This window comes from Bradyrhizobium sp. LB11.1, assembly GCF_040549385.1.
In the GTDB taxonomy this organism is placed as follows: domain Bacteria; phylum Pseudomonadota; class Alphaproteobacteria; order Rhizobiales; family Xanthobacteraceae; genus Bradyrhizobium.
The window spans coordinates 94,248-106,397 of sequence record NZ_JBEPTH010000011.1 but is presented as its reverse complement, the minus strand read 5'-3'; the positions used below and the strand labels follow the sequence as shown (position 1 = coordinate 106,397).

Annotated in this window: 14 protein-coding genes and 1 pseudogene; 7 read left to right on the top strand and 8 right to left on the bottom strand. The window is 63.4% G+C overall.

All coding sequences use genetic code 11. From position 1 onward, the window contains the following. Positions 1-24: 24 nt before the first annotated feature. Positions 25-234, bottom strand: a complete 210-nt coding sequence (locus ABIA96_RS26210; protein ID WP_200294245.1) for a cold-shock protein — start codon at positions 232-234, stop codon at positions 25-27. Positions 235-663: 429 nt separating this feature from the next. Between ABIA96_RS26210 and rpsU the strand changes: the two genes are divergently transcribed. After that, complete coding sequence (gene rpsU, locus ABIA96_RS26205; protein ID WP_354139924.1) at positions 664-939, top strand: 30S ribosomal protein S21; 276 nt, start codon at positions 664-666, stop codon at positions 937-939. Between the two features lie 101 nt (positions 940-1,040). On the opposite strand, the gene ABIA96_RS26200 is transcribed toward rpsU, so the two are convergent. From ABIA96_RS26200 to ABIA96_RS26185, 4 genes are all read right to left on the bottom strand, one after another. Then, positions 1,041-1,682 (bottom strand): glutathione S-transferase family protein, encoded by a 642-nt coding sequence (locus tag ABIA96_RS26200; protein WP_354139923.1) that lies wholly within the window; start codon positions 1,680-1,682, stop codon positions 1,041-1,043. Between the two features lie 99 nt (positions 1,683-1,781). Beyond that, positions 1,782-2,126 carry a response regulator gene (locus tag ABIA96_RS26195; protein ID WP_502918849.1) on the bottom strand — a complete coding sequence of 115 codons (345 nt, stop codon included), beginning with the start codon at positions 2,124-2,126 and terminating at the stop codon, positions 1,782-1,784. A gap of 35 nt (positions 2,127-2,161) precedes the next feature. Next, positions 2,162-3,355, bottom strand: coding sequence for a sensor histidine kinase (locus tag ABIA96_RS26190; RefSeq protein WP_354139922.1), 1,194 nt, complete (start codon positions 3,353-3,355; stop codon positions 2,162-2,164). Between the two features lie 232 nt (positions 3,356-3,587). Next, positions 3,588-4,139, bottom strand: coding sequence for a cytochrome b (locus ABIA96_RS26185; RefSeq protein WP_354139921.1), 552 nt, complete (start codon positions 4,137-4,139; stop codon positions 3,588-3,590). Between the two features lie 170 nt (positions 4,140-4,309). Here ABIA96_RS26185 and murI point away from each other — a divergent pair, with 170 nt between their 5' ends. The 6 genes from murI to ABIA96_RS26155 all read left to right on the top strand — a co-directional run bounded on the left by murI (position 4,310) and on the right by ABIA96_RS26155 (position 9,249). Continuing rightward, positions 4,310-5,107, top strand: coding sequence for a glutamate racemase (murI, locus tag ABIA96_RS26180; protein WP_354139920.1), 798 nt, complete (start codon positions 4,310-4,312; stop codon positions 5,105-5,107). A 62-nt stretch (positions 5,108-5,169) separates the two neighbouring features. Beyond that, complete coding sequence (locus ABIA96_RS26175) at positions 5,170-5,943, top strand: HpcH/HpaI aldolase family protein (RefSeq protein ID WP_354139919.1); 774 nt, start codon at positions 5,170-5,172, stop codon at positions 5,941-5,943. Between the two features lie 71 nt (positions 5,944-6,014). Continuing rightward, a complete protein-coding gene (locus ABIA96_RS26170; protein WP_354139918.1) occupies positions 6,015-6,398 on the top strand; it encodes a cupin domain-containing protein in 384 nt (127 codons plus the stop codon). A 110-nt stretch (positions 6,399-6,508) separates the two neighbouring features. After that, positions 6,509-7,276 (top strand): acyltransferase, encoded by a 768-nt coding sequence (locus ABIA96_RS26165; protein ID WP_354139917.1) that lies wholly within the window; start codon positions 6,509-6,511, stop codon positions 7,274-7,276. Between the two features lie 198 nt (positions 7,277-7,474). Continuing rightward, entirely contained in the window at positions 7,475-8,092 is a 618-nt protein-coding gene (gene rpsD, locus ABIA96_RS26160; protein WP_354139916.1) for a 30S ribosomal protein S4, read from the top strand. A gap of 89 nt (positions 8,093-8,181) precedes the next feature. After that, entirely contained in the window at positions 8,182-9,249 is a 1,068-nt protein-coding gene (locus ABIA96_RS26155) for a threonine aldolase family protein (RefSeq protein WP_354139915.1), read from the top strand. 106 nt (positions 9,250-9,355) lie between these two features. On the opposite strand, the gene ABIA96_RS26150 is transcribed toward ABIA96_RS26155, so the two are convergent. The 3 genes and pseudogenes from ABIA96_RS26150 to ABIA96_RS26140 form a co-directional block, all read right to left on the bottom strand. Continuing rightward, positions 9,356-10,618 carry a serine hydrolase domain-containing protein gene (locus ABIA96_RS26150; protein WP_354139914.1) on the bottom strand — a complete coding sequence of 421 codons (1,263 nt, stop codon included), beginning with the start codon at positions 10,616-10,618 and terminating at the stop codon, positions 9,356-9,358. A gap of 1 nt (position 10,619) precedes the next feature. After that, positions 10,620-11,906, bottom strand: a complete 1,287-nt coding sequence (locus ABIA96_RS26145; protein WP_354139913.1) for a serine hydrolase domain-containing protein — start codon at positions 11,904-11,906, stop codon at positions 10,620-10,622. Positions 11,907-12,001: 95 nt separating this feature from the next. Beyond that, a pseudogene (locus ABIA96_RS26140) lies at positions 12,002-12,148 on the bottom strand (O-acetyl-ADP-ribose deacetylase); the annotation flags it as partial. Between the last annotated feature and the right edge of the window lie 2 nt (positions 12,149-12,150).

Here is a 12,150-nt window from a genome sequence, read left to right as displayed (position 1 = left end):
CATCCGTGAAACGGCGCTCCGATATCAAGCCAGCGAAAGGTTTTCGGCGCTGACTTTGCCGCGCATCTTGTCGGTCTTGGCTTCGAAATTGACCTTCTGGCCCTCTCCGAGACCCGCAAGACCGGCGCGTTCGACGGCGCTGATGTGAACGAATACGTCATTGCCGCCGTCATCCGGCTGAATGAATCCGAAGCCCTTTTGGGCATTGAACCACTTAACGGTACCTGTCGTCATTTTTCTTCTCCAAAGTGCACAAGCGCGTGCCGCGCGACAATCACGCGAAAATCTTCAATTTCGACGATGTCTTTGGAAAAGGAGCCCGCGGGCGCATTCAACAAGGCACAGCGGCTGATCGAACACCCCTAATATATCTCAATTTCGGGATTTTGCAAGGAAAGAAAGCCATTTGTTCCGGGCGCCCGAGTGTGGCGCCCGATCGAGAGACTTCCTGCCGACATCTGACAGGGCTTTATCGATTGACAGGGCTATGCGTCGGTGGTCACGTCGAGGCCAACAAGCTGCGTCGCCGTGACGAATGGACCGGCTTGTTCCCAAGCCGCGGCGCATGTCGCCGCTGACATCCTCGACATCCCAACAGAGTTCCTGCGCAGCTGGCTGCCATGCAGGACGTGCCACGACCGCAGCCCCATCGAGGAGGATTGATTGCAGGTACTTGTCCGAGACAACAACGTCGATCAGGCACTCCGCGTTCTCAAGAAGAAGATGCAACGCGAAGGCGTCTTCCGGGAAATGAAACAGCGGCGCTCCTACGAGAAGCCCTCGGAGAAAAAGGCCCGCGAGAAAGCCGAAGCCATTCGCCGGGCTCGCAAGCTCGCCCGGAAGCAGATGATCCGAGAGGGATTGCTGCCCGCGCCGCCTAAAAAGAAACCCTTTGAGCGCAAGCAGCCCTTGCCGGAAGTCAAGCCACGGGCGGATTGAGCAGAACTCGGTCCCGAGAGAATGTCGCGCAAACGGCAACGAACCGAACACGCGCTCTGTCTTCGACGCGAGTCTACGCCGTACCGCTCCAACTCTCCCGCTCAGCTGAGCAGGAGCGTCATGCCGGGATCGCCCTTCTCCATCGCACGCCGGTACGCCGGGCGCGCACCGATGCGGCCGAGATATTTGATCACGGTGGGGCAACGCGCGAGATCGTAGGGCTGGAAGTAGCGCATCGTGGTGAGCGAGAAGCCCATCATGATGTCCGCGGTGGTGAAGCTGCTGCCCGCCAGATATTCGGCATCGCGCACACGCGCATCGACCAGATCGAATGCGCGATCGACGCGCGCCCTGGTCGCGGCCAGCATCGGATTGTCCTCGGCGAGCTTGAGCCGGTTCAGCAGCATCAGCCGGCCCATGCCGGCTTGCAGCGTGCCGTTGGCGAAGTGAAACCAGTACAGGAATTGCGCGAAGTCGGGATCGTTGGCGCCGGGCACCAGGCGCCCCTTGCCATACTTGGCCATGATGTAATCGACGATCGCGCCGGATTCAGCGAGCACGAGATCACCGTCGACAATGACCGGCGCCGCCCCGATCGGATGCAGCGCCTTGTAGTCGGGCGGCGCCAGCATGGTGACGGAATCGCGCGCATAGCACTTCAGCTCGTAGGAGATCTCGAGCTCCTCGCAGAGCCAGACGATGCGTTCGGATTGCGATTTGCCGAGATGATGGACGGTGAGCAAGGGCGCCTCCTGTGCGCGGACATCCGCCCGTCTCTAGCATAGCGCGGAAGACGTGTCGGCTTGAAGATTGCGCGGGCTGCGATGGAGCCGAGCCCCTCGTCAGGCGACCAGGCTGCGCAGCGCCCCGATCATCTTGTCGGGCGCATAAGGCTTGTTGAAGAACCGGCTTCGCTCCGGAAGCCCGGCATGCTCGACCAGCATGTGCCCGGAGACCACGACCAGATGAATCGGAGGCCAGCGATTGCGGACCACGGCCGCCAAGCGCAGCCCATCCATCGAGCCGGGCATATCGACGTCGGTCAGCACGATCCGGATATCGTCGCGACTCTCCAGCATGACGATCGCCTCGTCGGCATTGTTTGCGAAGATCGGCATGAGGCCCGCGTCCTCGACCAGGTCGCCGGCAATCATCATCTGGAGTGGATCGTCCTCGACGACCAGCACGACCGGCTTTCCTGACCTTTGAACAGAACCCACGCTCAAGCCTGCAACGATGCGATAGGAAAGCGCATCTCCGCCTTGAGGCCTTCGGGCGCCCAATCATGGTCCAGCTTGCCGTCAAGGCTGGCGACCGTCGCGGCGACGAGGCGCGATCCGTATCCCTGCGATGCCGGCGGCGAGGTCATCGGGCCGCCGCTCTCTTGCCAAACAAGATGCACATCCTGATCCACGATGGTCCAGGTGACCTTCACCGCACCGCTCTCGGAGCTCAACGCGCCATATTTGGCGGCATTGGTCGCCAGCTCATGGAAGATGAGCGCGATATTGTTGGTTGAGCGCTCGCCGACAGGCAATGCCGGCCCGCTGACACTGGAGCGATCATGTTCGTGCGGACGCAAAATCCGCGCGATCAACTCTTCCAACCCCACGCCGTCGGGCACGCCGGCACCGAATTGCCGTCGCACCAGCGCGTTCGCATCGGCGAGCGCAAGCACGCGGCCGGTCAGCTTTTCAACGAGCTCCGCCTGCGAGTTCGAGGTCCGGTCGCTTATGCGGATCATGCTGGCGGTGAGCGCGAACAGGTTTTTGACGCGATGGCTCATTTCCCGCGTCAGCACTTCCTGTGCGTGGAGCGACTGATTCAGCCGTTCCTCGGTCTGGATCATGCGCAGGGCCACGCCCGCAAACGCAGCCAATTCCGACATCGCCTGCGCGTGGCCGAGATCGAAATGGCCCGGCTCGCTCGCAACCAGCCACAGCGTGCCTATGGCGCCACCGCCCTTGACGCGCAGGGGCACGAGCAGCACCTCCGGCACGGTGATGTTCGCGTCCGCAATCCACGCATAGACCCGCTCCGGGCGGTCCATCAGGATCGGCCCGTCGAAATCGAGGCAGACGCCGCAGGGGCTGTCGTTGCGCGGCGTGGTCGCGCCTTCGAAAGTTGCAAGAACGCCCGCGAGGCCGAACCAGCGGAACAGCTCCTTGTCTTGTTCGAGAATGCTGATGCCGGCGGATTCCGCGCCGGAAATCTCCATGGCGAGCTTCACGAGTTGCGGCAGGATCTCGGTCGGCTGATCGGACATGCGCTCGGCGATATCCTGGATCGCGAGCTTCTCGCGCAGATGGTTGCGGGGCGCGGTGGTTCGCCGGCCCAATTCGGCGGTAATGAACACGCCGGCAAGCGATTGAGGAAGCTCTTCGCGCAGGCCCAATTGTGCCCCCCTCAACAACACGGAAATCTCGTCTCGCGATCTGGCATCTGGCCCTGCTCGCCACCAGCCTCGGATCGTGCATTCGGTGAGATGGCGCCTTACCCCGGCACCGCTTTCGCACCAGGCGTCAGGACGACAGCCGCACCTGAGCGCACCTTTATAACCTTGAAATCACGAGAAAGTTCCGCAGGCGAGCGCTTATCTATGACCGTCATCCTGGGGATGACGGGTTAGCAGTATCGTCTCGGTCCCCCTATCCCACCTCGTCGGTCACCATCCGCGCCACGACGCGGTCGCGGCGGATGAAATGGTGCCAGAGGCTTGCAACCACGTGGACCACGATCAGGGCCAGCAGCACATAGGCAAAGAGGATGTGGCGGTCCTCATAGGCGCCCGCCGCCGCTTTGTCGGGAGAAGTGAATTGCGGCACGTTGAACAGGCCGAAGAAGTCCGCGTAGTTGGGCGTGCGCGCGCCGGAATGGGCCCAGCCCAGCATCGCGACCAGGATGACGACGAGATAGAGCGCGCCATGGCTGACATGGGCTGCGATCTTCTGCCAGCGCGAGGTCTCGGCCGGCAGCGTCGGCGTCGGGTTGATGGCGCGCCAGAGCAGGCGCAGCACCGTGAGCAGCAGGATCACATAGCCGATATCGGCGTGGATCGAGCGGTAAAAGAAGCGATCGGCGCGCGCCGGGAAGTGGTTCATCCACCAGCCGAAGCCGATCATGCCGATGATCGCCAGCGCCAACCCCCAGTGAAACCACCGGGAGACGCTGCCCCAGCCGGTCGTCGTGTTTCTGATCATGTCGGCTCCCGAGAATTTGCGGATGTCCCAACCGCAGCGCAGCACGGCTGCAAATAGCGGGAACATGCGACAAAGGTGAAATTGAATCGTTCCAAACTGGGCGCCAGCCAATCCCGCCGCAAAACCGCCCAAAAAACCGAATGGTAACCATGGCGGGCTAGGGTAATGACGTGACCAATTCCTCGACGATCCTGGTATTCGATTCCGGCCTTGGCGGCCTCACCGTGTTGCGTGAGGTCGTGGCCGCGCGCCCGGACGCGCATTACGTCTACGTCGCCGACGATGCCTTCTTCCCCTATGGCCATCACAGCGAGGACGAGATCATCGCCCGCGTGGTGCCGCTGATGGGGGAGCTGATCGGCAGCCATGATCCTGATCTCGTCGTCATCGCCTGCAACACGGCGTCCACGCTGGTCCTATCGCATCTGCGCGCCGCTTATTCCGTGCCCTTCGTCGGCACGGTGCCGGCGATCAAGCCGGCCTGCGCCCGGTCGAAGACCCGCCGCGTCTCGGTGCTCGGCACCAAAGGCACCGTGAAGCGCGAATACACCAAGGCGCTGATCCGCGATTTCGCGCTAGGCTGCGAGGTGACGCTGGTCGGTTCGCCCGAGCTCGCCTCGCTTGCGGAAGCCGCGCTCAGCGGCCACCCGATCAGCGACAGCGACATCCTCGCCGAGCTCACCCCCTGCTTCGTCGGCGATGCCGCAGACGCGACGTCGCGCACCGACATTGTGGTGCTCGCCTGCACGCATTATCCGCTGCTGCTCGACCGGCTGAAGCGGCTGGCGCCCTGGCCGGTCGAATGGATCGATCCTGCGCCCGCCATCGCGCGCCGGGTCTCGGATCTGCTCGGTGCGCCTGGCGGCGGCATCGCGCAGTCGGGCGCCGAAATGATTTTCACATCGAACCGCGCACATGGGCTCGGGGCCACCCTGACGCCGTTCTTCGGCGGCCGCGCACTGGCCTGACTTTTCGCAGACACGGCGCGCTGCTAGGCTTCGCCCGTCGTCATCTCGCGCAAGGTCATCACATGTCGGTCCCCGCAACGCCGCTCAACCGCCTCCGCCAATTGTGGGGCGAAGGCCGCCCTGCCTTCGGTGCGATCGCAACGATCCCGAGCGTGCAGATGGTGCAGATCATGGCGCGCTCACTCGACTGGATCATCGTCGATCTCGAGCACGGCCCGATCGGGCTCACCGAGGCGCATGCGATGATCGCAGCGACGACAGGCACCCCTTGCACCCCGCTGGTGCGGATCGCGGCGAACGAGCCGTGGCTTGCGAAAGCGCCGATGGACATCGGGGCGTTCGGTATCAATTTCCCGATGATCACGAACCGCAGCGAGGCGGAGAAAGCGGTGCGCAGCGTGCGCTATCCGCCGCGCGGCGATCGTCTGTGGGGTCCGTTCCACGCGCCGTTCCGCTGGGGCCAGTCGATGCCGGACTACATGGCGTCAGCCGACGACGAGATGATCTGCATGATCACCATCGAGCATGTCGATGCCGTCAACCGCATCGACGAGATCATGGCGACACCTGGCATCGACGTCGCCGTCATCGGCCCCGGCGATCTCGCCACGTCCATCAACAAGCGCGGACAGATGGACGATCCGGAGCTGCTCGAACTGGTCGCCCGCGCGGAAGCCGGCATCCTCAAGAGCGGCGTCCCGATCGGTGGCGTGGCGCGGACCGCAGACCAGGCCAACGCCCTGATCGACCGCGGCTATCGCGCGATCGCGCTCGGATTCGACTGGTCGTTGTTCCAGCGCGGCATCATGGCGGCGTTCGACGGGATCAAGCGCTGAGCAAGCCGATTGCCACCTTGCCGGGAAACACGGCGCTGCTAGGCTCGGCCGTTCCAGGGAGGAAACAATCAATGCTCAAAAAGAGCCTTCTCGTTCTCGCTTTCACCGGTCTCGCCGTCGCGGCCTTTGCCCAGCAGCCCGGCATCAAGCGCACCCCGCTTCAGAAGATCGATTTCCCGGAGGGCTACACCACGGTGACCGCGGTGGCCGAGGTGCCGCCGGGCGGCGCAGCCGGCCGCCATACCCATCCTGGGATCGAGACCGGCTACGTCCTGGAAGGCGAGGCCGACCTGCTCGTCGAGGGCCAGCCGGACAAGCACCTGAAGGCCGGCGATTCCTACGTGATCCCGGCTGGTGTCGTTCATGACGCCAAGACCCATGGCGATAAATCATTGAAAATCATTGGTATTTATATCTACGACAAGACCAAGCCGCTGGCCTCGCCGGCGCCTTGATGCAGCGAACCGATCCGCCCCCAAGCGGGTTGGTTCGTGCTAGAGCAGGCGGCGAGCGAAAGGTCCCCTCGCCATCCCCCATTTTTTCAGTCCGCGGGAACCGGAGAACGATGCGCGGTCAACCCAAGAACATTTCGCTGCCGCGCCGCCTGATTATCGACCTGATGCGCGCCTCGATGGGCGTACCGTTCGTCTCATTGTCCCGCTCGCTCGACATCCGGCCCCTGCTGGAGGCCCGCGCAGGCGCGATGGCGCCAGCCGGCTGGGCTGCGATGTTCGTCAAGGCGTTCGCCCTGGTGGCCAGGGACGAGCCGGTCCTGCGCACGGTCTATGTCAAATGGCCCTGGCCAATGCTGTTCGAGCTGCCGAAGAGCGTGGCCTCAGTCGCCGTCGCCCGGGTCGAGGACGGTGAGGAATGCGTGCTGTTGCAGCGGATCGCAGGCCCCGAGGCCATGGCCTTGGCCGAAATCGACGCCGAGATCCGGCGCGCCAAGACGGCGCCGATCGATGACGTCCCCATGTTTCGCAAGATCATGCGGGCGACCCGGCTGCCGCTGCCGCTGCGGCGCCTGTCCTGGGCGGTGGGCTTAAATTTCGGCCGGCAGCGCGGCAACTGGTTCGGCAGCTTCGCGGTGAGCTCGGTGGCTGCCTATGGCGGCGGCGAGCTCCATCCCATCACGCCTGGCCCCTACATCGTCAGCTATGGCCTGGTCGAGCCTGACCAGACCATCCATGTCGTGATCCGCTGGGATCACCGGGTCACGGATGCCGCCCCCATTGCCCGGGTCCTGACCCGGCTGGAACAGGTGCTGAACACTGAAATCACTGCCGAATTGCGCGCGGCCGGCCCCAAGCCGATCCGGACGATCGCGACCTGATTCCGGGCCATTCGCATTGACAAATCGGCCCGAACTCTCCTAAAAGCCCCTTGCTCGCGGGCCGATTTCGGCCCGCGAAGCGTTTCGCGACCCGTGGTCCTCTCCCTCCGAGCTTTGGGGATCGGACCTGTCAGTGCCGGGCTAGCCCGTCACCCAGGAGGGCGCGTTTCCTCAAACCATGCAACCGAAGAGGACGCGATGACTAAGCGCAGTGAGGCGAAGTACAAACTCGATCGCCGTATGGGCCAGAACATCTGGGGCCGCCCGAAGAGCCCCGTCAACCGCCGCGAGTACGGCCCCGGCCAGCACGGCCAGCGCCGCAAAGGCAAGCTCTCCGACTTCGGCGTGCAGCTGCGCGCCAAGCAGAAGCTGAAGGGCTACTACGCCAACATCAGCGAGCGTCAGTTCCACGGCATCTATGTCGAGGCCAGCCGCCTCAAGGGTGACACCGGCGAGAACCTGATCGGCCTGCTCGAGCGTCGTCTCGACGCGGTCGTGTACCGCGCCAAGTTCGTCTCGACGATCTTCGCCGCGCGCCAGTTCATCAACCACGGCCACATCAAGGTGAACGGCCGCAAGGTCAACATCTCGAGCTACCAGATCAAGATCGGCGACGTGATCGAGGTGAAGGAAGCCTCCAAGCAGCTGGCGCACGTTCTCGAAGCCAGCCAGCTTCCCGAGCGCGATACGCCCGACTATCTCGAAGTCGACCACGGCAAGATGACCGCAAAGTACGTGCGCATCCCCGGCCTCTCCGACGTGCCGTTCCCGGTGCAGATGGAGCCCCATCTGGTCGTCGAATTCTATTCGCGCTAATATCTGAATATCGAAAGGCCCCGGTTCGCCGGGGCCTTTTTGCTTAAGAGCCACACTTCAGTGGCCGCATTGGTTTGAGGAGCCGTCGCATGCTCTACACCCCTCCCCCGATTGATCCCAAGGCACCGCCGGTGCGCATCAATCTGCTCTCGGACACGCAGACCAAACCGACGGCTGCGATGCGCGAGGCGATGGCGCGGGCCGAAGTTGGCGACGAGCAGGTCGGCGACGACCCGACCGTGAATGCGCTGTGCGAGCGCGTGTCCGAACTGATGGGCAAGGAGGCGGCCGTCTACATGCCCTCGGGCACGATGTGCAACGTCACCGCGACGCTGGTGCATTGCCGCCCCGGCGACGAGATCCTCGCGCATGAGAGCGCGCACATCATCGCCCGCGAGGGCGGCGCACATGCCGCGATCGGCGGCTTCCAGGTCACGCAGCTCAAGGGCGCCGACGGCCAGTTCACGCCGGAGACGCTCCGCAAGGCCTTACACCCGCGCACGCGCTACCAGCCGACGCAGACGGTCGTCAGCGTCGAGCAGACCGCCAATATCGGCGGCGGCACGATCTGGAAAAAGGCCGCGCTCGACGAGATCGTCGCGATCGCCAGGCAACACGGCCTCGTCACCCACATGGACGGCGCCCGGCTGCTCAATGCCACCGTGGCGACCGGCATCTCCCCGCGCGACATGACCGCAGGCTGGGATTCGGCCTGGATCGACTTCTCCAAGGGGCTGGGCGCGCCGATTGGCGGCGTGCTCGCGGGCTCGCGCGAATTCATCGACGCGGTGTGGCAGTGGAAGCAGCGCCTCGGCGGCTCGATGCGGCAGGCCGGCGTCTGTGCCGCCGCCTGTATCTACGCGCTCGATCATCACGTCGATCGTCTTGCTGACGATCATGCCAATGCACGCGCACTCGCCCGCGGGCTGTCGCAGATCTCGGGCGTCGAGGTGCAGGAGCCCGAGACCAATCTCGTGTTCTTCAAGCCCGACGGCGCCGGTGTCGCGGGCGAGAAGATGGTCGCCGCACTGCGTCAGCGCGGCGTGACGCTCGCGATGATGGACGGCCGCATCCGCGCCTGCACCCATCTCGACGTCAATGCGAGTCAGATCGAGGAGATGATCGGGCACGTCAGAGAGATCGTGCGCGGGGCGTAGCTGGCTCTTGTAGCCCGGATGGAGCGCAGCGTAATCCGGGGCAGTCTTTCGGCGGTGAGAATCCCGGATTGCGCTTCGCTCCATCCGGGCGACGAGCCAAACGCGATCACCGCCCCATCGCCTGATAGATCAGCGTCTTCAGCGCGAGCTGAATCCGGCCGCGCTGTGACGGGGTCTGCACCATGAAGATCCCGAACAGATCGTCCTCGGGATCGATGAAGAAGAAGGTGCCGCCGACGCCGTCCCAACGATATTCGCCAAGCGGCCAGGAGGTGCCGGGCGGCACGGACGTGCGCACGGCGACGCCGAGGCCGTAGCCGGAGCTTTCCCCCGGGTAATAGTTCCTGTCGCGCTCGATGTGGGTTTCAGGGCCGAGGTGATCCGACGCCATCAGCGCAATTGTCTCCGGCTTGAGATAGCGCCGGCCTTCGAGGGTGCCGCCGTTGATCAGCATCTGCGAGAAGCGCGCATAGTCGCCGACGGTGCCGACCAGGCCACCGCCGCCCGACTCCCATCTCAGTGGTTTTCGGGGATCACGGACCTGCGTTATCGGGCTGATCGCGCGATCCTCCGGCATCGGCTCGGCGATGCGCGGCCAGTTGGCGGGATCGGCGACATAGAACGCGGTGTCCTTCATTCCGAGTGGATCAAGCAGCCGCTCCTTCGCGAACTGAAGCAGCGATTTCCCCGATATCACCTCGATGATACGGCCGAGTACATCGGTGGAGTGGCCGTAATCCCAGATCGTGCCGGGCTGCTCGGCGAGCGGCAGGGCGGTGATCCTCGCGACGAGTTCGGCGTTGGTCAGATCGTCGTTGTCGAACAGACCGGCGTCCGCATAGAGCTTGTTCACCAGGCCCCCGCCATAATAGCCGTAAGGCAGCCCGGCGGTGTGGCGCATCAAATCCTCGATCGTCACCGGACGGTTCAGCGGCTCCAGCTCCAGCGAAACCTTGTTGTCCTCGGCCTTCTTCTCCACGCCGACCTTCATGCCGGCAAAGGCCGGAATGTACTTTGAGACAGGATCGCCGATCGCAAGCTTGCCCTCCTCGACCAGCATCATCGCCAGGACAGAAGTGATCGGCTTCGACATCGAATACAGGCGGAAGATCGTGTCCGCACTCATCGATATCTCGGTCGCCGCGTCACGAACGCCGAAATTCTCATAATAGACCGGCTTGCCATGCTGCTGAAGCAGCAGGATCGCACCGGGAACCTTGCCGGTCGCGATCTCGTTCCTGATGTAGTCGGAGACTTTTGAGAGGCCTTCCGGCGTAAAGCTGTGCGCGCGATTCTCGGAGCCCGCTTGCGCACCGACGACGCCGAACAAAAGAACGAGCGCCGCAATCAGCCCGCGGCGCCCGAACATGTCACTTCTCCATGGCTTCATAGACCAGTTGCTTCAATGTCCGTTGGATGCGCTGGCGCTCGGTCGGGGTCTGCTCCAGCAGCACAAAAAACATGTCCTGCTTGGGATCGATCACGAAATAACAGCCGGAGGCGCCATCCCACTTCAATTCCCCGAGATCGCCGGGCGGCGGCGGCTTTGCATTGCCGGCATCGGTGCGGACCGCGAGGCCGAGGCCAAAACCAAAGCCGTCGCCGGGGAAGTAGAAATAGTCACGATCCACGCCGGAGCCGGGGCCAACCTGATCGGTCACCATCAACTTGAACGTCTCGGGCTTGAGAATAATCTTGCCGTCGAGGCTGCCTCCGTTGAGCAGCATTTGCGCAAAGCGCTCATAATCGGCCATGGTCGTCACCATGCCGCCGCTGGCGAACTGGATCTTCTTGACGACCGTCGGATCGTTGACATGGCCGACCCGGAAATCGCTGTCGTTTGGCACCGGCTGCGCCAGCAGCTTCTGCTTCTCGGGATTGGTGACGAGGAAGCCGGTGTCGACCATGCCGAGCGGACCTAGCAGCAACTCCTGTTCAATGTCGAGCAGCGGCTTGCCCGCCGCGACTTCCATAACCCGCGCGAGAATATCGGTGGAATGGCCGTACTGCCAGAGCGCGCCCGGCTGATTGTGCAGCGGCAGTTTTGCGATGCGCTCGGCGAACTCGGCCAGGTCGAAATCGCCGTCATAGATCTTGGCATCGCGATAGGCCTTGCGAACCAGAGTGTCGCCATAGAAACCATAGGTGACGCCCGAGGTGTGCGTCATCAGATCGTGCACATTCATCGGCCGGTTTGGCGGCACCAGCTCGAGCGACTTGGTGCCGTCGTCGGCCTTCTTCTCGACGCCGACCTTCACATTGGCGAAGGACGGGATGTATTTGGAGACGGGATCGTCGAGCTTGATCTTGCCATCCTCGAGCATTTTCATCGCGACCACCGAGGTGATCGCCTTGCTCATCGAGAACAGGCGGAAGATCGTCTTGTCGGTGATCGGCGCTTTGCTGACCACGTCCTGCACGCCGAAGGCCTCGTGATAGACCGGCTTGCCCTTCTGCTTGATCAGCACGGTTGCGCCGGCGATCTTGCCGGTCGCGACCTCGTTCTTGAAGAACTCGCTGATTTTGGCGAGCTTGTCCGGATTGAAATGCGCGCCCGCTGGAATCTCGTAGGTGCCTTCCGCGCGCGCCAGCGACATCGTGCCAAGCGATACAAACGCACCGCAGACCAAAGCAAATCGTCCAAAACGTAAAATCATATCCCCTCCCCGGAACATGGCCCGGCGGAGTGTACTGACCGCGTCATCATGCACAAGGGCTGCCGTGTCGCGCCAAAACGTCCGTAAGACCGGCCCGCCCGATGGATCACGCCATCGATGCCGCCTCCGCCAAGGAGCGACGTCTTGTCGGCGTTGACGATGGCGTCAACGCTTAGCGTAGTGATGTTGGCAATGATGACCTTGAGCTGAACGTCGCCGATCCGGCGCGTCAGCACCGTCACAT